Below are 23793 nucleotides of genomic sequence, written 5' to 3' on the forward strand. Positions count from 1 at the left end.
TCGGGGGCCGTTCGCATGCGAACGGCCCCCGAGCCATACCTGTTGTCAGGTCCCGACCGGACAGGTCGGGGGCTCGGGGGCCGGGTAGCTGCCTGGGATTCGCCTGCCGCTCGCGCGGTCTTCGCAGTGAATCCGTCAGCGATTGCGGCTAGCTGACAGCCACCTCACGCGTCCTAGAGTTCATCAACTTCAGACCACCTCCTCTCTCGTGTACTCCCAACGTACGCCCGCGATCGGGAGTCGGCAAAGGGTTTTTTCGCAGTCCTGTCTCCGAGGTCGATCACCTGGTCGGCGTCGGTGTTCTCGGGCAATTGGTGAGTGACGACGACCACCGTTCGCTCGGCACCGAACAGCCCGTCGTCGGTGGTGAGCAGCTCGCGCAGAATCCGTTCGCCGGAGATTCTGTCGAGATGTTCGGTCGGCTCGTCCAACAGCACGACGGGCGCGGTGCTCAGCAGTGCGCGTGCGAGAAGGAGTCGACGACGCTCGCCACCCGAGACCGCCTGCGCCCCACCGATCAGTGTCGTGTGAACGCCCTGGGGCAACGCGTCGAGCCACGGTCCGAGACCCACTCGTCGCAATGCCTGCGTTGCCTGGTCTTCGTCCACGTCGCCCCGCACCACTCGCAGGTTCTCCAGAATCGAGGTGTCGAACAGGTGCGCGTCTTCGGCGAACAGCGCTGCATCCGAGCCGAATTCGACGGCGAGCGCCCGAAGCATCGTCGTCTTTCCCGATCCGCTGGGCCCGATGATTGCGCTCCGCGCATGTGCGCGGAAGTTCGTAGCAGGGGTCGGGCAGGAGTGGAGCCCGCGGAACGACCCGTTCAGGCTGCCACTCACGTGGGGAGCCGCGTCGAGCATGGTCATGATTCGGGTGGCCGCGATTCGGCCGCGCATCAGTGCGATTGCTGCTGCGGGCAGCGCTGCGGTCGCCTCGAATGCGGCCAGTGGAACCAACACGATGATCGCGAGCGCCATCGGCGTCATGCCGCCCGCCGTGCCTCCGTCCGGGCCGTACAGCCCGATGCCGATCAGCAACGACCCGATCACCGACGCTCCGATCGCCAAGGGCTGTGCGGCATCGGCGAGTGCCGACGGACGCGCCGCGCGATCTCGCGCAACCACCGAGTCGTGTGCTGCGACCTCGGCTTCGGCGAGTGTCGCGTCCAGACGACGGGCGACTCGCAGTTCCGCCGCATGGTCGAGTGCGCGGACCGCTGTCTCGGCGAAGCGCACGTCGGCTTCGGCACCGGCTTCCTCGGCGATCCTCGCCGACCGGGCCGCGAGTATCGGTGCACCCACGCCGGCGATCAGCAATGCCACCGCCAGAATCGATGCGGCGGCAGGTGCGATTCCGGCGAGCAGGCCCACGGCAGCGAGCATCATCAGCACGCTCACACAGATGGGAACGACGGCCCGGATGACGACGTCGCCGAGAACGTCCACGTCCGCACCTGTGCGCGCCAGAACGTCACCCCGTCGCAGAGCGACCGCGCCGTTCCCGTTCGCCAGTCTCTCGTAGATCCTCGTGCGGGCCGCCGTCGTTCCGCGCAGCGCCACATCATGGGTGGTCAAGCGTTCGAGATACCGAAACACCCCGCGCGAGATACCCAGTGCCCGAACGGCTACCACGGCAACCGACAGGTCCAGCACCGGTGGCATCTGCCACGCCCGGGTGATCAACCACGCCGACAGTGCCGCCAGGGCGAGTGCACTGCCCAGTGTCGCCACTCCGGCCAACACGGCCAGTACGACTCTGCGCGGAGACAGCTCGAACAGCGCCAGTGCTCGTCGCAGATCAGACATGCTCGAACTCCCGCTTCGTGGCCGAGTCGCTGCGCACCTCGACGATGCGGTCGGCGGCATGCAGCACCGAACGCCGATGACCGACCATCACCACAGTGACGCCGCGGTCGGCGGCATCTCGAACCGCCTGCAGCACAGTCGCTTCACTCACCGGATCCAGGTGTGCCGTCGGCTCGTCCAACAGCATCACCGGAGCATCGGACACGAAGGTACGTGTCAGTGCGAGGCGCTGTAGCTCGCCGAGCGAGAGCCCCACCCCACCCTGCCCGACGCGAGTGTCCCAGCCCTCGGGGTGTTCTCGAAGCACCTCGTCGAATCCGGCTGCGCGGCAGGCGAGTTCCAGTGCAGCCGAGTCGGGGATTCCGTGCAGGGTCACGTTGTCGTAGAGCGTGCCCGGCACCAACACCGGCCGCTGCGGGAGCCAGGCCACCTGCGCCCACCACTGTTCGAGATCGAGTTCGGCGATCGGCACTCCCCCGACGCTCACCGCGCCGGTCGACGGCGGAGTCAGGCCCAGGATCGCGTGCAGCGCAGTCGTTTTACCTGCGCCGTTCGGTCCGGTCAGGACCGTGACGGTGCCCGCACGGCACAGCGCACTCAGCTCCGCTGGTGCCGCTCCGTCCCGACTTGCAACGCCGAGCCCGTCCAGCTCGATGTCGACCGCTGTTGCGTCGACGGTGCGGCCACCGGTCGGCCGCGCCGCTCGCCGGTCCAACACCCGGAATGCACGATCGGCTGCCTCGACGCCATCCTCGGCCGCATGAAACTGGGTGCCGACGGCACGCAGTGGAAAGTACACCTCGGGCGCGAGGACGAGTGCGATGATGCCGGCTTCGAGTGTCATCTCGCCGAACACCAGACGCAGCCCGATGCCGACGGCAACCAGCGCTACACACAGCGTCGCGAGCAACTCGAGCACCATCGACGACAGGAACGCAATCTTCAGTGCGCGCATGGTCGTTCGACGATGGGCGTCGCCCAATGCACGAACACGAGCGGCCGGTCCGTGCTCGCGCCCGAGCGCGCGCAGAGTCGGCAAGCCTGCCAACAGATCGAGCAGTTGCGCAGACAACCTGGTCATCGTGGTGAGCGTGGCGGCCGCCCGCCCCTTGGTCAGCAAGCCGATCAGGATCATGAAGACGGGGATGAGCGGCAGGGTCACGGCGATGATGGCGGCCGACGTCAGATCCTGTGTGAGGATGACGATCAGGACCAACGGGGTGACGATGACGGCCAGCACCAGCGCCGGCAGATAGCCGGTCAGGTACGCCCGTAGTCCGCCGATGGCGCGGGTCACGACGACGGCCAGTTCTTCGCGCTCGGCGTCGAGCTCGCGAGGCTCGAAACGCGTTGCCGTCGTGAGTACTTCGATCTCCAGCTCGGCGACGACCCGCGACGCCGACCGGTGTGCGTAACGAGACTGGGCTCCGGTCGCGAGCACCCGAACCACTGTTGCACCGGCCAGGACGACCAGTTCCGTCGTCCATGCGGACAACGATCTGGCCGACGGGTCGGTGATGACGCCGGCCAGCACGCGTCCGATCGCCAGTGCACTCACGATGATGCACAGGGTGACCACGGTCGACAGCGCGACCGTCACGAGCACGTACCCACGGGCGGAGCGCGAGTACTTCCACAGTCGCGGATCGACCGGGCCCTTCGGCCGTGTCCGCGAAGTGGTGGGTGCGGTCACGACTTCACCGACAGCCCGATCGAGTCGGGGATTTGGGCGCTCGAAATACGTTGCCGGAAAACCCAGTACGTCCACGCCTGGTAGCCGAGGACGACGGGCGCAGCGAAGGCCGCAGCCCACGTCATCACCGTCAACGTGTACGGGCTGGACGACGCGTTGGCGATGGTGAGATCGAAGGCGGCATCGGTGCTGGACGGCATCACGTTGGGGAACAGGGACGCGAACAGCAGCACGACGACGGCGACGATGGCAATGCAGGTGAAGACGAAGGCCCAGCCTTCACGTTCTTTCGCCGTCAGCGCGACGACGAGCAGCAGGGCCACTGCTGCCACCGCGACCAGTACCCACGTCCAGGTTTTCCCGTACGCGAGTTGGGTCCACAGCGCGAAGGCACCACCGACGAGCACTGCCGGAACCGACAGCCACGCTGCCATTTTCACCGAGTCCTCGTGGACGTCGCCGGAGGTCTTGAGCGCGATGAACACGGCACCGTGCAGTGCGAACACCACGGCCATCGTTACTCCGCCGAGCAGTGCGTACGGGTTGAGGAGGTCGAAGAACCCTGCGGTGACCTTCTTGTTCTCGTCGATCGCGACTCCGCGGACGATGTTGGCGAACGCGACGCCCCACAGCACCGCCGGAACCCACGAGCCGATGCCGATGCCGATGTCGCAGCGACGACGCCACACCGGGTCGTCGATCTTGCCGCGCCATTCGATGGCGCAGATGCGCAGGATGAGCGCCACCAGGATCAACAGCAACGGCAGGTAGAAGCCCGAGAACAACGTGGCGTACCACTCGGGAAACGCCGCGAACAGGGCACCGCCTGCAGTGATGAGCCAGACTTCGTTGCCGTCCCAGACCGGGCCGATGGTGTTGAGAACTGCGCGACGACGCTTCTCTCCCGTCACGGGGTCGGGGTGCCTACCCAGAATGGGCATGAGCATGCCGACGCCGAAGTCGAAGCCTTCGAGCACGAAGTAGCCGACGAAGAAGAAAGCGATTATGAAAAACCAGAATTCGGGCAGTGACATTGCTATCCCCTAGTACGCGAACGAGAGCTGCTTGGGCTCATCGTCTTCCGATTCCGGTGGGTCGACGTGCGGGTGCGCGTCGTGGTCGAGAGGTCCTTCGATGACGTAGCGCCGAAGCAGATAGAACCAGACACCTCCGAGAGCGGCGTACAGCAGTGTGAACGTCACCAGCGAGGCGACGACGAGGCCGACGGGATGGTCGGAGACGCCTTGGTCGACGGTGAGCCGGATCTGATCGACTCCCGAGAGGTTGGGCGCGACAACCCATGGCTGACGCCCCATTTCGGTGAAGATCCAGCCGGCACTGTTGGCCAGGAACGGCGTCGGAATGGCCAGCAGCGACAGCCACGAGAACCATTTCTGGTCGGGAATCCGGCCACCTCGGGTAACCCACAGTCCGGCGACAGCGAGCAACGCAGAGCCTGCGGCCAGGCCGATCATCATCCGGAACGCCCAGTAGGTGACGAACAGGTTGGGCTTGTAGTTGCCCGGTCCGAACTGCTGCTCGTACTGATCCTGTAGTTGGTTGACGCCCTGCACGGTGGCACCGAAGTCGTTCTCCGCCAGGAACGACGTGAGGCCGGGGATCGCGATGAGGTGCACCACGGATTCGCAGTTGTTGTGGGTACCCACGGTCAGGAGCGAGAAGCTGGCTCCGGTTTCGGTGTCGCACAACGATTCTGCGGAGGCCATCTTCATCGGCTGCTGCTCGAACATGAGCTTGCCCTGAATGTCTCCGGTGATGGCAAGCGCCCCACCCGCAACGATCATGACGATGAAGGACATGCGCGCTGCCGATCGGAACATCGAGCGCGAGTCGGTGGCCGGGAGCGCAGCCTGCGGAGTGACCCCATCGGCCGGGAGTGTGCCGCGCTCGTTCTCGGTCTTCTTCTTGCGCGCCTCGCGGACCATCCACCATCCGGAGATGCCGGCGACGAAGGTTGCGGCGGTGAGGAATGCGCCTGCGACCGCGTGTGGAAATGCTGCCAGCGCAGTGTTGTTGGTGAGCAGCGCCCAGATGTCGGTCAGCTCGGCGCGGCCGGTTTCCTCGTTGTAGATCGCGCCGACGGGATGCTGCATCCAGGAGTTGGCTGCGATGATGAAGAAGGCCGAGGCGTTGACGCCGATGGCGACGAGCCAAATGGTCGCCAGGTGAACGAGTTTGGGTAGTCTGCTCCATCCGAAGATCCACAGACCGAGGAACGTGGACTCGAGGAAGAACGCGACCAGCCCTTCGAGTGCGAGGGGCGCACCGAACACGTCACCGACGAATCGTGAGTATTCGCTCCAGTTCATTCCGAACTGGAACTCCTGCACGATTCCCGTTGCGACGCCGAGTGCGAAGTTGATGAGGAACAGCTTGCCGAAGAACTTGGTCAGTCGATACCAGGAATCCTTGCCGGTGATCACCCACATGGTCTGCATGGCCGCCACCATCGGCGCGAGGCCGATGGTGAGGGGTACGAGAATGAAGTGATAAACGGTGGTGATACCGAACTGCCACCGCGAGACATCCAACGCGTCCATCGATACTCCGAACTCTTCCACCCGAGCTGTGACGGGCAACACCGCAGGTCAGGGCATTGGCCCGCGACTGATTCGAATGTACTACTACGAGTAGTAGTAGGGAAGAGTCTTTCGACAGGGCCATTGGGCCCTCAGAGCATCCGGACGGTCTCCACCGCGAGATCGACCATCTCGGGCACCTCGTCCGCGCGGCTGGGCCGCCCCAGAACGACGCCGTTCATCGATGTCACCCGCGCCGCCAGCGTGACGCTCGAAACGAGCCAAACACCGTCCGCTGCAATGAGATCCGCTGGATACAGATGTCCGTGCTCGCACGTCCAGCCGGCCGCCTCGGCCACCGAGAACAGGGCGGCAACTGTGGTGCCCGCCAGGATGCCCTGCTCGACCGACGGTGTGACGAGAGTCTTACCGCGCGCCACCACCACCGTCGAACGGGGTCCCTCCAGCACTCTGCCCTCGCTGCTGAGGTAGATCACGTCGTCCACGCCCTGGCGGGCAGCGTGGCGCAGCGCGGCCATGTTGGTCGCGTACGACAACGTCTTCGCGCCTGCCAGCTGCCACGGCGCACCGGCGGAGAAGTCGACCGAGTAGCCCCGATCGAGCGTCATCACCGACACCCCGTTCTCCCGGGCGTTGCGCACTCGACCCGGCAGTGGCCCCAGCGTCACGAACGCCGTCGGATCGCCGCCGCCCTCACGACCACGGCTCAGCACCAACCGCAGAACGCCCTCGTCCGTGGATTTCTCCGTCCACAGGCCGACCGACTGCTCGATCACTGCGCGCCAGGCATCCGAATCGGGGACGGGAAGATCCAGGGCCGCCGCCGACACGGCCAGACGCGCCAGGTGCAGCTCGACGCCGCAGGCCGAGCCGTGACGCACCAGCAGCGTCTCGAACGCGCCGTCACCACGCACGGCAGCCAGATCGTCGGCGAACAGCAACGGCCGATCCGCGTCGTGCACTCGGCCGTCCAACGTCACCACTACCGACTCCGACATGCCGCCACCCTAAAGGCTGTGGCCGGGTGCTCCTACTATGGAGTGGTGTCCGATCCTGTGACGATCACCCCGAGTCCTCTTCTCACTCTCCCCGGCGCAGTGCCCTCTCCCGACGACAGCGTCGATGCCGGCGTCGCCTGGCACTACGGCAATCCGTTCGGCGAACAACGCAGTGCCGTCAGCGCAGCCGCCGTCATCGATCGATCCCACCGATTCGTGCTTGCCATCAGCGGCGACGAGCGCTCGAGTTGGCTGAACACGATCTCGAGCCAACTCGTGTCGGATCTGCCCGACGGCAGCTCGGCCGAAAACCTGAGCCTGGACGTCAACGGCCGCATCGAGCATCACTTCGTTCAGACCGATCTGGGCGGGGTCACCTACATCGACACCGAACGTGCACAGGGACCGGATCTGCTGTCGTTCCTGAAGAAGATGGTCTTCTGGGCCAAGGCCGAACCCAGAGAGGCCGACGAACTCGTCGTTCTCTCCGTCCTCGGATCCGACGCGGCGTCGATCCTCGACAAGGCGGGCCTCCCGGTTCCGAGCGAGATCTACGGCGCGTCGGCAGTGGACGGCGGCGGCTTCGTCCGGCGGATGCCCTGGCCGGGTCCGAACTCGTACGACGTCGTCGTCCCCCGAGCAGGCCTGAGCGACTGGTTCCTTCGCCTCCGTGACGCCGGTGCTGCCCCGGCCGGAACGTGGGCGTACGAGGCGTTGCGGGTGGAATCGGTGCGACCGCGGGTGGGCGTGGACACCGACGAGAAGACCATTCCGCACGAGGTCCGATGGATCGGCAGTGCAGCCGAGTTCGGCGCGGTTCATCTGGAGAAGGGCTGCTATCGCGGGCAGGAGACCGTCTCGCGGGTGCACAACCTCGGTCGACCGCCGCGTCACCTGGTACTCCTGCATCTCGACGGTTCCGCCGACGGACGGCCCGTGACCGGCGACCCTGTCACCGCCGGTGGCCGCGCGGTGGGGCGTCTGGGGACCGTTGTCGACCACTTCGAGCTCGGGCCCGTTGCCCTCGCGCTGGTCAAGAGAACGATTCCGGTGGACACCGCCCTGGAGGCGGGTCCGTGCGCAGCGTCGATCGACCCCGATTCCATCCCCTCGTACGACGACGTTCAGGCCGGCCGCGCGGCCGTCGATCGCCTTCGCGGCCGGTGACCGGGACCGTCTCGGCGGTCTGCGTGGTGCATGCCGACGTTCCGTTCGGGCGGCGCGGCGTCGTCGACAGCGGCATCGACAAGCGCCCCGTGCTCGGCCCGGTGGATGTGCACGAGCTCGGCATCGGCGGGGACCACTGTTCCGATACCAAGTTCCACGGTGGTCTGGATCAAGCCGTGTACGCCTACGACGAGGCAGAGGCCCGGTACTGGGCCGATCAGCTGGGTGCGCCCGTCGAGCCAGGACGGTTCGGCGAGAATCTGCGGACCAGCGGCGTCCCGGTGACCGACGCGGTGATCGGCACGCGGTGGCGCATCGGCACGGTGACGCTGGAGGCAACCATCGCACGCAAGCCCTGCGGCACGTTCGCGCGGTGGATGGGCGAGCCGGGGTGGGTTCGCCGATTCACGGCCCAGGGAGATGTGGGTGCTTACTTCCGAGTGCTCGAGCCCGGGGTCTTCGCCGCCGGTGATTCGGTGACGGTCGAATCGGTTCCTCGGCACGCGGTGACGGTGCGGATGCTCTTCGAGGGGCGGGACGCCGCGGCGATGCAGACTCTTCTGGACGAGCCCGGATTGGCACCGAAGGTGTACCGCGACGCGGCGGCGGCGCTGAAATCGTCGCGGAGGCCATGACACACAGCACTACTGTTTTCGTGTCGTAGCGCGAAGATAGTTCGCCTGAGCACGGATATGCGCAGGTACAGGCAGCGCGGACCCCTGCCCCGGGCGTGTCGCGCCGCCGGGCCCGGCATCGACACGTGGTGCCGTATGCGCATCGCGGCGATTCGCGCGCTAGAGTGTGTGCCAGGAAGAAATACCAACTCTAACGGGGCCGCCAAATTTCCCCAGGCCGCCCCGCAAGTCCGCGAGGGGGCACCGCCATGGGCCGAGGCAGGGCTAAGGCAAAGCAGACAAAGGTCGCTCGTGAGCTCAAGTACAGCTCGCCGACAACGGACTTGGAGAGTCTGCAAAGAGAGCTCTCCGGTGGTTCGTCCAACTCCCATCGTGGCGGCATCCACTCTGACTCGGATGTGCATTCCCGAGTCGAGGAAGACGAGTACGAGGACTGGCGACGCTAGAAACTGTGCACTGAACGACTGAGGGGGAGCCGCACCGCGGCTCCCCCTCACTTGTTCGTCGTGTGACCGGTCGGTCAGAACCTCGGGTGGTTACCCAGCAGCAGCGCGCGCTCGTCGGCGACGTCCTTGCCCGCAGCCTTCTTGACCGTGCCGAGAGTCCAGCAGTCGATGTGCCGTGCAGTCAGTACCGCCAGAGCACGATCGACGTCCTCGGGGGCGACGATCGCGACCATGCCGACACCCATGTTGAACGTCTGCTCCATCTCGGCCCGCTCGACGCGTCCGCGCTGCGCGATGAGGGAGAAGATCGGGGCCGGGCTCCACGTGGTCCGATCGAGTTCGGCCACGAGACCCTCGGGCATGACGCGCGAGAGGTTGTTGGCGAGTCCGCCGCCCGTCACGTGGCAGAACGTACGCACGTCGGTCTCGGCCGCGAGTGCGAGGCAGTCCTTGGCGTAGATCTTCGTCGGCTCGAGCAGTTCCTCGCCGAGTGTGCGGCCGAACTCCTCGACGTGTCCGCCGAGATCCATGTGGTTGATCTCGAGCAGCACCTTGCGAGCGAGCGAGTAGCCGTTGGAATGCAGACCGGACGATCCCATGCCGATGACGACGTCGCCGGGACGCACGCGCTCGGGTCCGAGGATCGAGTCCGCCTCCACGACGCCGATGCCGGTGGCAGAAAGGTCGTAGTCACCGTCGGCCATCAGCCCCGGGTGTTCGGCCGTCTCGCCGCCGAGCAACGCACAACCGGCGATGATGCAGCCTTCGGCGATGCCCTTGACCAGTTCCGCGACCTGCTCGGGAACGACACGACCGACGGCGATGTAGTCCTGCAGGAACAGCGGCTCGGCTCCGCACACGACCAGATCGTCGACGACCATGGCCACGAGGTCGAGACCCAGGGTGTCGTGCTTGCCGAGGGCCTGGGCGACGGCGACCTTGGTGCCGACTCCGTCGGTCGAGGCAGCCAGGACCGGCTCGCGGTAGTCGCCCTTGAGCGCGAACAGACCGGCGAAACCACCGAGACCGCCCATGACCTCGGGCCTGCTGGCCTTCTTGGCGAGTGGCGCGAACAGTTGCACTGCTCGGTCTCCTGCGGCGATATCGACCCCGGCCGCCGCGTAGGAGGCACCGCCCGAGTGAGTTGCGCTCGTGGGTTGGGATTCCTCGGTCATTCGGCTCCAGCCTGTGTACTCGTTCATGTCAGCGCCCGTAGCGGCGCAGATAGCGCCCTAACGGTACCGGAGTGCCCGCTGGCGGGAAGAATTCACGTGTGCAGCCGCTTGCCCGGGATGGCGGCCAACAGCTTCTTCGTGTACTCCTCCTCCGGCGAGCGCAGAATCTTCCACGGCGTGCCCTGCTCGACGACCTGGCCGCCCCGCAGCACCACCACTCGATGTGCGACGCGATCGACCACCGCCAGATCGTGGCTGATGAACAGGCAGGCGAAACCGAACTCCTGCTGCAGCGCCTCGAACAGGTCGAGCACGGCCGCCTGGACCGAGACGTCCAGTGCACTGGTCGGCTCGTCTGCGACCACCAGATCCGGTCCCAGCACCAGTGCCCGCGCCAGGCTGACGCGTTGCCGTTGCCCACCGGACAGCTCGTGCGGGTAACGCTTGTCGGTGCCGGACGGTAGTTGCACGGCGTCGAGCAGCTCGGTGGTCCTGGCCGCGATCGCATCCTTGGAGCCGTACTTGTGCACGATCATCGGCTCGGCAATGCACTGTCCGACGGTGAGCCGCGGATTCAGCGACGCCGACGGGTCCTGGAAGACGAAGCCGAATCGCTTGCGCAAGGGCTTGAGCTTGCGCTCGCTCACGCCGGCAATGTTCTGTCCCATCACCGTCACGCTGCCGCTGGTCGGCTTCTGAAGCGCTGCAACGCACCTGCCGATCGTCGACTTACCCGAGCCCGATTCGCCCACCAGACCGAGGGTTTCGCCGCGGTGGATGGTCAGCGAGACGTCGTCGACCGCTCGGAATGCCGAGGAGCCGACCCCACCGGAGAACTGCACCACCAGCTGCGAGACCTCGAGTACCGGCTCGCCCGACGTGTCGACGGTCTTGTCCGACTCCACTGCAGCAAGGGTCGGCACCGCGGCCAGCAGCTTTTTGGTGTACTCGTCTTCGGGGGCGTCGAACAGCTGTGCCACCGGCGCTTCCTCGACGACTCGGCCGTTCTGCATGACGACGACGCGGTCCGCCAGATCGGACACGACGCCCATGCTGTGGGTGATCAGCACGATGGCGCAGCCCAACCGATCCTTGAGATCGCGGAGCAGTTCGAGGATCTCGGCCTGCACAGTGACGTCGAGGGCGGTGGTCGGCTCGTCGGCGATGATGACTTTCGCCTCACACGAGATGGCGATCGCGATCATGACGCGTTGCTTCTGGCCACCGGAGAGCTCGTGTGGGTAGTACGAGAAGCGCTGCTCGGGATTGGGCAGACCCACCATCGTCAGCAACTCGACGGCCCGGGCCTTGGCATCCTTTGCCGACATCCGTCTACCGTCGTCAGGAGTGTGGGCCCGGAGTGCTTCGACGATCTGATACCCGATGGTGAACAGCGGATCGAGAGCGCTGCCCGGTTCCTGGAACACCATCGAAATCTTGTTGCCGCGCAACTGCGCCCACGCCTTGTTGCTCAGCGTGGTGACGTCCTGGCCGCCGAGCACCACGTGTCCTTCGACGCGTGCGGTGTCGGGCAGCAGACCGATGGCGGATCGGACGCTGACGGACTTACCCGACCCCGACTCCCCCACCACAGCGAGAACTTCACCGGGATAGACCTCGAACGAGACCTCGGTGACGGCATCGACCTCGCCGGCATCGGTCAGAAATGTGACGGACAACGACTGCACCGACAGTGCGGACTCGCGTGGAGTCACAACGCTCGATGTCATACCTTCACCGCCTTCTTGAACTTCTTGCGGGTGCGCAGCAGCGGATTGAGTGTCTCGCTTGCACTTTCACCCACCATGGTCAGACCGAGCACCACCAGCACGATGCCCAGGCCAGGGAAGACCGACGTCCACCAGATGCCGTTGGAGATGTCGGGCAGCGCCTTGTTGATGTCGTATCCCCACTCCGAGGCGGAGGTCGGCTCGATCCCGAACCCGAGGAAGCCGAGCCCGGCGAGGGTGAGGATGGCCTCGGCTCCGTTGAGCGTGATGATGACCGGCAGTGTCTGCACCACGTTGGCGAGTATGTGCCGGAACAGAATTCGCGGTGTACCGGCTCCGGTCACCCGCGCGGCGTCGACGTACGGTTCGGTCTTGACGGCCACCGTCGCGTTGCGGACCACCCGGAAGTACTGAGGCACGAAGATCGCCGTGATGGCAATGGCCGCGGAGGCGATACCGCCGAAACTCGACGACTGACCGCCGGCCACGACGATCGAGATGACCACCGCGAGAAGCAGAGACGGGAATGCGTACATCGCGTCCATGAACAGCACGAGCACCCGGTCGAACCAGCGGCCGATGTAGCCCGAGGCCAGACCGAGGGGAACGCCGATGATCAGGGACAGCACCAGCGACGAAGCGATGACCATCAATGCGGTTCTGGCACCGTAGATCACCCGCGAGAACACGTCCTCACCGCGAACCGAGGTACCGAACCAGTGATCCGCGGACGGCGCGGCTTGGCGGGCGAAATCCGCACCGGCGTCACTGGTCTGCGAGAAACCGTACGGCGCGAGAATCGGCGCGAACAGCGCCGCGATCACGAACCCCACCATCAGCGCCAACCCGACGATGAGCGTGACCCGCTGCAATCCCGAGGTGGACTTCACGAACGCGACGCCGGGGAACCCTCTGCGGTGCGGACGGGTGGGAGGAACGTCGGACAGCACGACTTCGGTGCTCATCAGAACCTCACTCTCGGGTCGATGAGGGCGACGATCGCGTCGGTGACGAAGCTGACGACGGCGACCACCACGGCCAGGAACGTCACGATGCCTTGCACTGCAACGAAATCGCGGGCCTGCAGATAACGGGCGAGTTCGTAGCCCAGTCCTTGCCACTCGAAGGTCGTCTCGGTGAGTACGGCACCTCCGAGGAGGACGGCGATCTGCAGTCCGATGACGGTGACGATGGGAATCATGGCGTTACGGAACGCATGTCGCCTCGTCACCGTGCCCTCGCTCAACCCGCGCGCGCGGGCGGCGTCGACGAACGGCGCCTGCAACGTCTGAATCAGGTTGACTCGCACCAATCGCAGGAACACACCGGCCGTCAGCAGTCCGAGCGCAAGAGCGGGCAGAACCGCGTGTTCGAGCACGTCGACGGTGTAACCCGTGTCGCCGTACAGGAACGAGTCGATGATCAGAATGTTCGTCTTCGGGGAGACGTTCTGCAGTGCCAGTTCAACATTGGTACTGGCCCGCCCGGCGACCGGCAGCCAGCCGAGCTTGACGGCGAACAGGAGCTTGAGCAGCATGCCGACGAAGAACACCGGGGCCGCGTACGCCAGGATCGCGAAGATTCGCAGCGACGCGTCACCGAACCGGTCGCGATGGGTGGCGGCGTAGAACCCGAGCGGGATGCCGACCGCGAACGCGACGAGCAGCGCCCAGAACGCCAATTCCAGTGTGGCAGCACCGTTGACGAGCAGGACGTCACTGATCGCGCGATTGTCGGTGGCGGAGCGGCCGAAGTCGCCGCGCAACAATCCGGTCAGGTACTCCCAGTACTGCGTCAGGATCGGCCGGTCGTATCCGGCCTCGGCCTTGCGCTGGGCGATCTGTTCGGCGGGTAGTCGACCGCCGAGGGCGGCGGTGATCGGGTCACCGATCACACGCATGAGAAAGAAGACGACGGTGACGAGAATCCAGGCAGTCGGGATGATCAACAGAAACCTGATCCCGAGATAGCGGGCGAGCGCGCCGTACCGTGACGGCGCGCTCGCCTGCTGCGCTTTCTTCTCCCCTACCGGCGTCTGTGCGGTAGCGGGCACCGGTCAGCTCTTGGCGAGAGTGACGAAGCGGAACTTGAACGAGGCGTCGAGGGTCTCGTCCACACCGCTGATCTCATCGGTGGCGACGGCGATCTGCTTGCCCTCCAACAGCGGAAGGGTCGGCAGGTAGTTGGTCGCGAGCTCGGTCTGAATCTGTCCGATGATCTGCATCCGTGCGTTCTCGTCGGCCGTCGTGCGCTCGAGGTCGAGCAGTGACGTGATCTCCGGGTTCTCGAAATGCGACTGGAGGAAGTTGTCCGGTCCGAAGAACGGCGTCAGGTAGTTGTCTGCATCGGGGTAGTCCGGGAACCAGCCGAGCTGGTACACCGGGTACGCGTCGGCGACACGTTCCTTGGTGTACGTGCTCCACTCGGTGGACTGCAGGTTCACATTGAACAAGCCCGTCGCGTCGAGCTGACTCTTGATCGCGGCGTACTCCTCGCTCGAGCTCGAGCCGTAGTGATCCGGGTTGTACTGCAGGTTGAGTTGGATCGGAGTGGCGACGCCTGCAGCGGAAAGGAATCCGGCAGCCTCGTCTTTGTTCGGTGTCTCACCGTAGACGTCGGAGAAGGCCTTGTTGGAACCTTCCAGACCGGTCGGCACCACGGAGTACAGCGGGGTGTAGGTGCCCTTGTAGACGCCGTCGGAGAGCGCCTGGCGATCGACCGAGGCAGCAATTGCCTTGCGTACGGCCAACTTCTGCTCGGGGGTGTTGCCGGGCATCGTGTTCATGTTGAAGACCATGTAGCGGGACTCGCCGCCGGGGCCCTCGTGCACCGTGAGGCCGTCGACGGCTCCCAGCGATTCGACGTCGGTCGGGGTGAGGGAGCGCCATGCCACATCGATGGCCTTGTTCTGCACATCGAGCTTGAGGTTGTCGGAGCTGGTGTAGTACTTCACGTTGACCGACGACGTCTTCGGGGTGCCGAGAATGCCGTTGTAGTCCCCGTTGGCCACGAAGCTGACGAGTGAGTTCTTGCCATAGCTGGAGATGGAGTACGGGCCGGCGAACGGCTTGCCCGCAACCACTGCGTCGTCGTCGAGCACCTTGTCGGCCGGGAACACCGTCTGGTCGACGATCGGGCCCGCGGGTGTCGCGAGGATCTGCGGGAACGTCTGATCGTTGGCCGCTTTGAGGGTGAACTCGACGGTCTTCTCGTCCGGTGTCGCGATGCTGTCGAGATTGGTCAGCAGCGACGCCGGACCGTTCGGATCGTTGATCGCGACGATGCGGTCGAACGAGAATTTGACGCTCTCGCTCGTCAGCGGATTGCCGTTCGCGAACTTCAGGTCGTCCTTGAGCGTGCACTTGTAGACGGTCGGCTCCGCGAAGTCGCAGCTCTCGGCCGCATCGGGCTCGAGCTCGGAGCTACCGGGAGCGAAGTTCATCAAGAAGGGATACGTCTGGTTCATCACCATGAACGATCCGTTGTCGTACGAGCCGGCCGGGTCGAGCGAGGTGACCTGGTCCGTGGTGCCGACCGTGATGGTCTCGCCGCCGCCGCCGTCGCCGGATCCACCGGCGTCGGTGCGTCCCGAGCCGCACGCTGCGGCGGTCAGTGCGAGTACCGACAGTGCGGCCACTGCGGCGGTCTTCTTGCCGTGCTTACGCACAGCCGTTCGTGATGCGGCGCTGTAGCGCTGCATGCGTCCGTCGTCGGGCGACAGGGTCATCTGAGCCTCTATCCAATCGGTGTGTCCTATGTAACTCGGGACAGTACCGATGGACTGTTTCCAATATGTGGCATTGAGAAAACCCTGCTGTTCCCTAACGGAAAAGACCAGGTCAAGGACGGCTGAGAGCGCTCACATTCGCGTCGTTGTCCACCGGTTGCCCAGCGGCCGACGCCAGCAGACCCTCGAGCACGTGCTTGCCGAGTGCATTGTCCGCGGGCAGATCGATGGGGTACTTCCCAGTGAAACATGCTGCACACAAGCGCGATTCGGGCTGCTCCGACGCCGCGATCATGCCGTCGATGGAGATGTAGCCCAGCGAGTCGGCACCGATGGCCTGCCGGACGCCTTCGAGGATTCCGTCCTCGGAATCGACGCCGTTGGCGATCAGCTCTGCGGGAGAAGCGAAGTCGATGCCGTAGAAGCAGGGCCACCGCACCGGCGGGGACGCGATACGGACGTGGATCTCGAGGGCACCGGCCTCGCGCAGCATCCTGATCAGCGCCCGCTGCGTGTTGCCGCGAACGATCGAATCATCCACCACCACGAGCCTTTTGCCGCGAATGACCTCTTTGAGAGGGTTGAGCTTGAGCCGGATACCGAGCTGCCGAATGGTCTGCGACGGTTGAATGAACGTGCGGCCCACGTACGCGTTCTTCATGAGCCCCTGGCCGTACGGGATTCCGGAGCCCTGGGCGAAGCCCACGGCTGCCGGAGTTCCGCTCTCGGGCACCGGAATGACCAGATCACCCTCGGCCGGATGCTCCTTGGCGAGGCGACGTCCGATTTCCACCCGAGTCGAGTGCACCGAGCGACCGCCGATGACGCTGTCGGGCCGTGCGAGATAGACGTACTCGAACACGCAGCCCTTGGGCTCGGGGGCAGCGAAACGCGAGGACCGAACGCCGTCGGCGTCGATCGCCAACAGTTCGCCGGGCTCGATGTCGCGGACGAACGCCGCACCGACGATGTCGAGTGCTGCGGTCTCGCTGGCGACGACCCAGCCGCGATCGAGGCGACCGAGGCACAGCGGCCGTACGCCGTGCGGATCACGCGCGGCGTAGAGGGTGTGCTCGTCCATGAAGGTCAGGCAGAACGCGCCTTTGAGCAGCGGCAGCAATTCCATGGCCGCCTGCTCGATGGTGCAGTCGGCGGCCTTGTGCGCCAGCAGTGCCGTCACGACATCGGAATCCGACGTCCCGTTGCCCTGCAACCGATCGCTGATCAGGCCCGCATCGCGAGCCTTGGTGGCGAGCTCTGCGAAGTTCACCAGATTGCCGTTGTGCCCGAGCGCGATACCTGTACCGGCGGTGGTGGTACGGAAGATCGGTTGCGCGTTCTCCCACGTCACCGACCCACTGGTGGAGTACCGGCAGTGACCGATGGCGACGTGCCCGGGCATCGCGCCGAGCGTCTGCTCGTCGAACACCTGACTGACCAGGCCGAGATCCTTGAACACGAGCACCTGGGAGCCGTCGGACACCGCGATGCCTGCGGCTTCCTGCCCACGGTGCTGCAGTGCGTAGAGGCCGTAGTACGAGAGCTTGGCCACATCCTCGCCCGGTGCCCACACACCGAACACTCCACACTCTTCGCGCGGCTCGTTCTCCGGCTCGTCGATGGGTTTGCCTACCAGAAGATTCGGACTGTCGACCGACAAATCGGCGTTGGTCACGGGCATTGCTCCCTAGGGGGTCCGGGGCGGGGGGCCGTGCCCAGTCTACGGGCACACGGGCTGACACAACGCATCGTGTGTCCAGGAGATTCCCGACGGCCGAACGGCCGCTGAAATCCGGCGGTCAGGTGATGGTCAGCAACGGCAACCAACGACCCACCTCGACGGCCCGGCTGCCGGACGCGTCGATCGAGCCGTCGCCGAGCGCCTCGGCAAAATCCCGGGTCCCGGTAGCCACCTGAAGCCATGTCAGAGCATCGGTTTCGACGACGTTCGGCGGGGTTCCTCTGGTGTGCCGGGGCCCGACGATGCACTGCACCGCGACGAACGGCGGCACCCGCACCTCCACCGACGACCCCGGCGCGTTCTGACCGAGAGTTCTGGCGGTGGTGCGCACGGCGGCGGCGATCTGTGCCCGCGGCGGCTTCTCGGCCTCGCCTCTGATCCAGCCCGCGACGGCCAGAACGGCCTCGCGCACCTCGGCGGGACCGACCTCCTTGTGCGGTGGCATCTCCGGTCAGCTCCTCTCACGTTCGGTAGCCGCGAGATGCGCCAACACGGCACCGCTCGCGTTGAGTGCGTAGTGCAGCGCAGCAGGGGCGAGCACACTGCCGCTGCGTGCCCGCAGCCACGAGAACACCACCCCGGCGACGGTCGTCGCGGCAACGGTCCCGGCCACCGAATCCCCGGCGGCGCGGGCGGGACGAATGTGCCACAGACCGAAGAAGACCGGCGACAGGGCAGGCGATGCCGCATCGAGCACACCGCGGAAGAGCAACTCCTCGGTCAGCACCGTCCCCACCGGAATTCGAAACAGCACCCATTCGGCGAGATCGTCCTCGGACGGTCGGACGCGCCGACGCAGTGCGGGTACGGCGGCCACCACCGCAGACCCCAGGACGGGTATCGCTGCCGCAGCGGCACCCCATTTCAGCCCGGATGCGGCGTTACGCAGGCCCAGCCGTTCTGCATTCGATCCCGACACCGCAGCCACAGCGACGGCGAACGACGCGTTGGCCACTGCCCGCCCGCGGGCTCCGAGCCCGGCCGCAGGCAGCACGTAAGTGCTCCACGCCGTTGTCACGGGTCCGGTCAGAATGGGTCGTTCCGCAGGCTCCACTCCGGTTGCCAGTGCGGTTCTCACTTCTCGGGACCGTCACGTCCGGCGAACTGCTCCATGACGCCGCGCACTCGTTCGGTGTCGCGGTCGGTCCACCCTTCGGGGGCGGCGACGGCCACCCAGCCGTCGAGCACGAGGGTTCCGTAGTTGTGACCGTGGCCGTCGGGGACGCCTGCTGCGTTGGTCAGGTCGGCTGCCACCTGCCAGAAGGTCACCACCGGGAACCAACGCATGCTCGGCAGTCGGTCCGGCCCCGGCGGCTCGGACAGCCAGTCCGGACGCTCGAACAGCAGGTCGGGTGACCACCAGACCACCGGATCCGACGCATGCTGGACGTACAGGATGCGCGGGGCGTACCAGGGCTGATCCTCCGGCGGGATGCCCGACGAATTGTCGGCGAAGCGAACCGTCAGGCCCTCGGAGTACACCGGCCGAACCTCGGGGCTGCCCGGATCACGCCTGCTGACGAACTGACTCCAGATGCGGTTGTCGTTCGGCGGACCCACCCACAGGACGCCGTCGGTGGTGGCGCGGATGTCCGCCAACCCGTCGAACGCACCTTCACCGGACTTCGTCCCCAGACTTTCGCCGTAGACGTAGAACTTGGGACGGGTGGCCTCCGGCTCCTGCAGCCACCGGTCGTGCACTTTGTCGATCAGCGCCTTGCCTGCCTGGGCGGCTTTGTCGCCCTCGGCGATGAACGAGATCCAACTCGGCAGATACGAGTACTGGGAGGCGACGGTGGCGACATCGCCGTCGAACATCAGCTCCTCGGCCTCGACGGCGGTGGGGTTGACCCATCCGGTGCCGGTGGTCGGCACGACGATGAGCGCTTTGCGCTGGAACGCGCCGGTGCGTTCGAGTTCGGCGACGACAATGTCGAGTCGTTCGTCCTGAGTCTCAGCGGTTTCCAGTCCGGCGTAGGCCCGAATGGGTTCGAGGCTCGGACGTCCGGTAGCCCGTTCCATCTCGTCGGCTCGCAGGCCGCTGGAGACGAAGTTGCGGCCCTCGAATCCGAGTGTGTCCCACGGTGCCAACGAGTTCGGGCTACCCGACCTCTCGTCGGCGACGGGTTGTTCTGTGCCCTCTCGCGTTTCGTTGTTCTGCAGACTGAACACCGAGTTGGTCACCTCGGAGACCGCACGCAGCAGCACACCCTGAACCAGGGCGACGACCAGAACCACCAGGACGATCACGCCGAGTGCGTTGGCCACCTCGCGTGGCATCTTGACGATGCGATTGATCTGACGGGCGAGCAATCGGACGACGTCGCGTAGCACCCGCGAGATCGAGATGAGCAGTGCGGCAATGGCAATGCTCAACGCTCCGGTGCGGAGGTACCCCGTCGTGGTGGTCCCCTCCGCGTCCATGAGCGCGGCGAGTTCACGCTGCCACTGCGCCGAGACCGCCAGCATGATCATCGACGCAGCGACGGCGAGGACGAGTACGACGACCTTGACTGCAAGTTCGACCTTGCGCGGCAATGGCCACCACGAACGCGAGGACAGCCACCATCGCGTCACCGCCCATCCCACGGCCACCCCGAAGGCGTACCCGATAGCCGAGTTGATGCCGCCGATGATGCCTTGGAACAGCCATCCACGAGGCAGCAGCGACGGCGTCAGTGACCAGCAGAAGAACAACGCGCTGAACGCGATTCCGGTGAAGTCCAGACGCAGCAGGCCCCACGACCACATGACGAACGGATGCTTCTCCGGCGACGGAGCCGAGAACTCCACCGTCGGAAAGTGATACCGATGATGCTGATCCTGCTCGAGTGTGGGCTCGGTCCCCCTTCGACGCTCCGATACCTGTCCCCCCACCTCGGTCAGCCGAAGAGTCTGGGAAGAGTGCTCTCGAACGTCTCCCGCAGTTCCGTCATCGGCACGGAGAACTGCCCTTGGACCTCGATCGAATCCGAGCCCTCGTCGACGACGCCCACTCGCGCCCACGGAAGTCCGCGTGCGGTGCACATCCCGGTAAACCGGGTCTCCTCGGTGCGCGGCACGGCGACCAGCACCCGGCCGGAGGATTCGGAGAACAAGGTCACGAACGGGTCTGCGCCTTCGGGAACGATGATGCGGCAACCGGTTTCGCCGGCCAAGGCTGCCTCGACGACGGCCTGAGCGAGACCACCCTCGGACAGGTCATGTGCAGCCGAGACCAGGCCGTCGCGGGAGGATGCGAGCAGGATGTCCGCCAACAACTGCTCCCGAGCGAGATCGACCTTCGGCGGAACGCCGCCGAGGTGATCGTGCTCGACCTGCGCCCAGATGGACCCGTCGAACTCGTCGTGGGTCTCCCCCAGCAGGATGAGTGTCTCGCCGGGCTCGAGGCCGAGTCCCGTCGGGATGCGGCGATGGACGTCGTCGATGACGCCCAGTACTCCGACCACGGGGGTCGGCAGGATCGGCTCGGCACCGGTCTGGTTGTAGAAGCTGACGTTGCCGCCGGTGACCGGGATCCCGAGGGTGACGCACCCGTCCGCCAAACCGCGTACGGCCTGCTGGAACTGCCACATGACACCCGGGTCCTCCGGAGAACCGAAGTTCAGGCAGTTGGTGACGGCCTTGGGAGTGGCACCGGTGACCGCGACGTTGCGGAACGCCTCGGCCAGAGCCAGCTGCGCGCCCTGGTACGGGTCGAGTGCGGTGTAGCGGCCCGACGCGTCGGTGGCCAAAGCGATTCCGCGACCGGTCTTCTCGTCGATGCGAATGACGCCTGCATCGGCGTTCTCGGCCAGCACGGTGTTGCCGCGGACGTAGCGGTCGTACTGCTCGGTGATGAATCGGCGGCTGCACAGCTGCGGCGAGCCGATCATCTTCAGCAGAGTGGCCTTCAGCTCGTCCGCGGTTTCCGGACGCTTCAGCGACGCCGTGCTGTTCGCGATCAACGCGTCCTGGGTGTCCGGGCGCTGCACCGGACGGTTGTACACCGGGCCTTCGTGCGCAACGGTTTTCGGCGGTACATCGACGACGGTATCGCCGTGCCAGGTGATCTGGAGGTGCTCGCCGTCGGTGACCTCACCGATGACCGTGGCCAGGACGTCCCACTTCTTGCAGACGGCCATGAATGCGTCGACGTTCTCGGGGGTCACCACGGCGCACATGCGCTCCTGGGATTCGCTCGAGAGCACCTCGGCCGGAGTCATGCCGGTGGCGCGCATCGGCACCTTGTCGAGCTCGATGTGCATGCCACCACTGCCGGCGGACGCGAGTTCCGATGTGGCGCAGGACAACCCGGCACCACCGAGGTCCTGGATGCCGACGACGAGCTTGTTCGAGTACAACTCGAGGCAGGCTTCGATGAGCACCTTCTCGGTGAACGGATCGCCCACCTGAACCGCGGGAAGCTTCTTGCGGCCCCCACCGGTCTCGTCACCGTCGAAGGTCTCCGACGCGAGCACGGACACGCCACCGATGCCGTCGAGACCCGTTCGTGCACCGAACAGAATGATCTTGTTACCCAGGCCCGACGCGAACGCCAGGTGCATGTCCTCGACCCGCATGACGCCGGCACACAGAGCGTTGAGCAGAGGGTTACCGGCGTAGGAGGCGTCGAACACCGTCTCGCCGCCGATGTTCGGTAGGCCGAGGGAGTTTCCGTACCCACCGACGCCTGCGACGATGCCGCTCAGGACACGGCGCGTATCGGGTGCATCGGCAGCACCGAATCGCAGCTGGTCCATGACGGCGATCGGGCGAGCGCCCATGGCCATGATGTCGCGGACGATGCCGCCGACGCCCGTCGCCGCACCCTGGTAGGGCTCGACGTACGACGGGTGATTGTGACTCTCGACCTTGAACGTGACGGCCCAGCCGTCGCCGACGTCGACGACGCCCGCGTTCTCGCCGATACCGGCGAGCATCGGCTTGCGCATCTCGTCGGTGGTGGTCTCGCCGAAGTACTTCAGGTGCACCTTCGAGGACTTGTACGAGCAGTGCTCGCTCCACATGACGGAGTACATCGCCAATTCGGCGTCCGTGGGCCGGCGGCCGAGGATTTCCTTGATGCGGACGTATTCGTCGTCCTTGAGTCCGAGTTCCTTGTACGGCTGCGCAACGTCGGGGGTGGCGACGGCGTTCGAGACAGTGTCTGTGGGTACAGAGCTAGCGGACACGAGGAATAGGTCCCTTCGATGGAGCGAAATGCCAGGGAGAGTCTATAAGGTGCCGCCGACATGTACGGCATCGGACGTATCGGCCTCGTGCGAACATCACCTGATGGACATTGCACTGACCGAGGACGATCTGGACGAAACGGGCGTCATCGACCCGTCGATGGTGGCCAAGGGAGTCGACGTACCGCCGAAAGCCGTCGTCTGTTTCTTCGCCGAAGTGATCGACAGCATCTGCGCGAAAGGCGACGCCCGAGTGGTGTCGATCATGCGCTCCGAGCACGGCGAACACCCCGTCTACGAGATCGAACGAGGCGGACAGAAACTTGCCGTCTTCCATCCCGGCGTCGGCGCGCCACTGGCCGCACTGTTCCTCGAAGAAGCCATCGCCATGGGCTGCACACAGTTCGTTGCTGTCGGCGGTGCCGGGGCGCTGTCCGACGACCTGGGCATGGGACACGTCATGGTGGTCGACAGCGCCCTGCGCGACGAGGGCACCTCGTTCCACTACCTGCCGCCCGGACGGGTGGTCGACGCCGATCCCGTAGGTGTCGCCGTACTCCAGTCGGTACTGACCGACGCCGGCATCGACTTCGTCACCGGCCGCTCCTGGACCACCGACGCGCTCTACCGCGAAACCCGCGGCCGAGTCTCGCGCCGCGTCGAGGAAGGCTGCCGCACGGTCGACATGGAGGCGTCGGCCTTCTGCGCCGTCGCCCGATTCCGTGGAGTCCGATTCGCGCAACTGCTGTACGCGGGAGACTCCCTGGCCGCCGACTGGGATCACCGCGGCTGGACCAAGGCAACCACGGTGCGCGAACAATTGTTCTGGCTCGCTGCCGACGCCTGCCTGCAACTCGATCCGCTCTAGGTCCTCGGGTCGCTGGTCTCGGGTTCGCTTCCGGGTCGCTGGTTCACCCCCCCCGGATTTCGCAAACGCGCGC

At 65.7% G+C, this 23793-nt stretch carries 19 protein-coding genes; 4 read left to right on the top strand and 15 right to left on the bottom strand.

Features of this window, described 5'->3' with window-relative positions; translation table 11 throughout:
* Nucleotides 1–173: 173 nt before the first annotated feature.
* The 5 genes from CH262_RS21805 to CH262_RS21825 all read right to left on the bottom strand — a co-directional run bounded on the left by CH262_RS21805 (nt 174) and on the right by CH262_RS21825 (nt 7057).
* Nucleotides 174–1805, bottom strand: a complete 1632-nt coding sequence (locus CH262_RS21805) for an ATP-binding cassette domain-containing protein (RefSeq protein WP_094718467.1) — start codon at nt 1803–1805, stop codon at nt 174–176.
* On the bottom strand, nt 1798–3498 hold the full coding sequence (cydD, locus tag CH262_RS21810; protein WP_094718468.1) for a thiol reductant ABC exporter subunit CydD: 1701 nt from the start codon (nt 3496–3498) through the stop codon (nt 1798–1800). The genes CH262_RS21805 and cydD overlap by 8 nt, the downstream gene beginning before the upstream one ends.
* Nucleotides 3495–4532, bottom strand: coding sequence for a cytochrome d ubiquinol oxidase subunit II (gene cydB, locus CH262_RS21815; RefSeq protein ID WP_094718469.1), 1038 nt, complete (start codon nt 4530–4532; stop codon nt 3495–3497). Before cydB ends, cydD begins: the two co-directional genes overlap by 4 nt.
* A 9-nt stretch (nt 4533–4541) precedes the next feature.
* Nucleotides 4542–6059 (bottom strand): cytochrome ubiquinol oxidase subunit I, encoded by a 1518-nt coding sequence (locus CH262_RS21820; RefSeq protein WP_094718478.1) that lies wholly within the window; start codon nt 6057–6059, stop codon nt 4542–4544.
* 131 nt (nt 6060–6190) lie between these two features.
* Nucleotides 6191–7057, bottom strand: a complete 867-nt coding sequence (locus CH262_RS21825; protein ID WP_032407655.1) for an aminodeoxychorismate lyase — start codon at nt 7055–7057, stop codon at nt 6191–6193.
* A 45-nt stretch (nt 7058–7102) separates the two neighbouring features.
* Here CH262_RS21825 and ygfZ point away from each other — a divergent pair, with 45 nt between their 5' ends.
* The 3 genes from ygfZ (at nt 7103) to CH262_RS21840 (ending at nt 9305) form a co-directional block, all read left to right on the top strand.
* Nucleotides 7103–8224, top strand: a complete 1122-nt coding sequence (gene ygfZ, locus CH262_RS21830; RefSeq protein WP_032400972.1) for a CAF17-like 4Fe-4S cluster assembly/insertion protein YgfZ — start codon at nt 7103–7105, stop codon at nt 8222–8224.
* Entirely contained in the window at nt 8221–8859 is a 639-nt protein-coding gene (locus CH262_RS21835; protein ID WP_094718470.1) for an MOSC domain-containing protein, read from the top strand. Before ygfZ ends, CH262_RS21835 begins: the two co-directional genes overlap by 4 nt.
* 248 nt (nt 8860–9107) lie before the next feature.
* On the top strand, nt 9108–9305 hold the full coding sequence (locus tag CH262_RS21840) for a DUF3073 domain-containing protein (protein WP_072692062.1): 198 nt from the start codon (nt 9108–9110) through the stop codon (nt 9303–9305).
* 74 nt (nt 9306–9379) lie between these two features.
* On the opposite strand, the gene purM is transcribed toward CH262_RS21840, so the two are convergent.
* The 10 genes from purM to purL all read right to left on the bottom strand — a co-directional run bounded on the left by purM (nt 9380) and on the right by purL (nt 22852).
* Nucleotides 9380–10480 (bottom strand): phosphoribosylformylglycinamidine cyclo-ligase, encoded by a 1101-nt coding sequence (gene purM, locus CH262_RS21845; RefSeq protein ID WP_027495851.1) that lies wholly within the window; start codon nt 10478–10480, stop codon nt 9380–9382.
* A 92-nt stretch (nt 10481–10572) separates the two neighbouring features.
* A complete protein-coding gene (locus tag CH262_RS21850; protein ID WP_094718471.1) occupies nt 10573–12210 on the bottom strand; it encodes an ABC transporter ATP-binding protein in 1638 nt (545 codons plus the stop codon).
* On the bottom strand, nt 12207–13175 hold the full coding sequence (locus CH262_RS21855) for an ABC transporter permease (RefSeq protein WP_032367489.1): 969 nt from the start codon (nt 13173–13175) through the stop codon (nt 12207–12209). Before CH262_RS21855 ends, CH262_RS21850 begins: the two co-directional genes overlap by 4 nt.
* Nucleotides 13175–14170, bottom strand: coding sequence for an ABC transporter permease (locus CH262_RS21860; protein WP_032367512.1), 996 nt, complete (start codon nt 14168–14170; stop codon nt 13175–13177). Before CH262_RS21860 ends, CH262_RS21855 begins: the two co-directional genes overlap by 1 nt.
* Nucleotides 14171–14266: 96 nt before the next feature.
* Nucleotides 14267–15910 (bottom strand): ABC transporter substrate-binding protein, encoded by a 1644-nt coding sequence (locus CH262_RS21865; RefSeq protein WP_045842145.1) that lies wholly within the window; start codon nt 15908–15910, stop codon nt 14267–14269.
* A 139-nt stretch (nt 15911–16049) separates the two neighbouring features.
* A complete protein-coding gene (gene purF / locus CH262_RS21870) occupies nt 16050–17612 on the bottom strand; it encodes an amidophosphoribosyltransferase (RefSeq protein ID WP_032367510.1) in 1563 nt (520 codons plus the stop codon).
* A gap of 124 nt (nt 17613–17736) precedes the next feature.
* Nucleotides 17737–18123 carry a sterol carrier family protein gene (locus CH262_RS21875; protein WP_032367488.1) on the bottom strand — a complete coding sequence of 129 codons (387 nt, stop codon included), beginning with the start codon at nt 18121–18123 and terminating at the stop codon, nt 17737–17739.
* 6 nt (nt 18124–18129) lie between these two features.
* Nucleotides 18130–18756: a CPBP family intramembrane glutamic endopeptidase gene (locus tag CH262_RS21880; RefSeq protein ID WP_256988913.1), complete on the bottom strand. Its 627-nt coding sequence runs from the start codon at nt 18754–18756 to the stop codon at nt 18130–18132.
* A complete protein-coding gene (locus CH262_RS21885) occupies nt 18753–20429 on the bottom strand; it encodes an alpha/beta hydrolase (protein ID WP_230592045.1) in 1677 nt (558 codons plus the stop codon). The genes CH262_RS21880 and CH262_RS21885 overlap by 4 nt, the downstream gene beginning before the upstream one ends.
* 131 nt (nt 20430–20560) lie before the next feature.
* Entirely contained in the window at nt 20561–22852 is a 2292-nt protein-coding gene (gene purL / locus CH262_RS21890; protein ID WP_032367486.1) for a phosphoribosylformylglycinamidine synthase subunit PurL, read from the bottom strand.
* Nucleotides 22853–22955: 103 nt separating this feature from the next.
* On the opposite strand from purL, the gene CH262_RS21895 reads away from it, so the two are divergent.
* Nucleotides 22956–23720 (top strand): nucleoside phosphorylase, encoded by a 765-nt coding sequence (locus CH262_RS21895; protein ID WP_256988915.1) that lies wholly within the window; start codon nt 22956–22958, stop codon nt 23718–23720.
* Nucleotides 23721–23793: the final 73 nt, after the last annotated feature.

The sequence above is a fragment of the Rhodococcus sp. 05-2255-1e genome (assembly GCF_002259025.1).
Taxonomy (GTDB): Bacteria; Actinomycetota; Actinomycetes; order Mycobacteriales; family Mycobacteriaceae; genus Rhodococcoides; species Rhodococcoides fascians.

What these genes read in the sequence shown, in the direction of transcription:
- CH262_RS21805 (WP_094718467.1), bottom strand. Translation starts at nt 1,805, where the DNA reads ATGTCTGATCTGCGACGAGCACTGGCGCTGTTCGAGCTGTCTCCGCGC.
- cydB (WP_094718469.1), bottom strand. Translation starts at nt 4,532, where the DNA reads ATGTCACTGCCCGAATTCTGGTTTTTCATAATCGCTTTCTTCTTCGTC.
- CH262_RS21820 (WP_094718478.1), bottom strand. Translation starts at nt 6,059, where the DNA reads ATGGACGCGTTGGATGTCTCGCGGTGGCAGTTCGGTATCACCACCGTT.
- CH262_RS21825 (WP_032407655.1), bottom strand. Translation starts at nt 7,057, where the DNA reads ATGTCGGAGTCGGTAGTGGTGACGTTGGACGGCCGAGTGCACGACGCG.
- CH262_RS21840 (WP_072692062.1), top strand. Translation starts at nt 9,108, where the DNA reads ATGGGCCGAGGCAGGGCTAAGGCAAAGCAGACAAAGGTCGCTCGTGAG.
- purM (WP_027495851.1), bottom strand. Translation starts at nt 10,480, where the DNA reads ATGACCGAGGAATCCCAACCCACGAGCGCAACTCACTCGGGCGGTGCC.
- CH262_RS21850 (WP_094718471.1), bottom strand. Translation starts at nt 12,210, where the DNA reads ATGACATCGAGCGTTGTGACTCCACGCGAGTCCGCACTGTCGGTGCAG.
- CH262_RS21855 (WP_032367489.1), bottom strand. Translation starts at nt 13,175, where the DNA reads ATGAGCACCGAAGTCGTGCTGTCCGACGTTCCTCCCACCCGTCCGCAC.
- CH262_RS21865 (WP_045842145.1), bottom strand. Translation starts at nt 15,910, where the DNA reads ATGCAGCGCTACAGCGCCGCATCACGAACGGCTGTGCGTAAGCACGGC.
- CH262_RS21875 (WP_032367488.1), bottom strand. Translation starts at nt 18,123, where the DNA reads ATGCCACCGCACAAGGAGGTCGGTCCCGCCGAGGTGCGCGAGGCCGTT.
- CH262_RS21885 (WP_230592045.1), bottom strand. Translation starts at nt 20,429, where the DNA reads ATGTGGTCGTGGGGCCTGCTGCGTCTGGACTTCACCGGAATCGCGTTC.
- CH262_RS21895 (WP_256988915.1), top strand. Translation starts at nt 22,956, where the DNA reads ATGGACATTGCACTGACCGAGGACGATCTGGACGAAACGGGCGTCATC.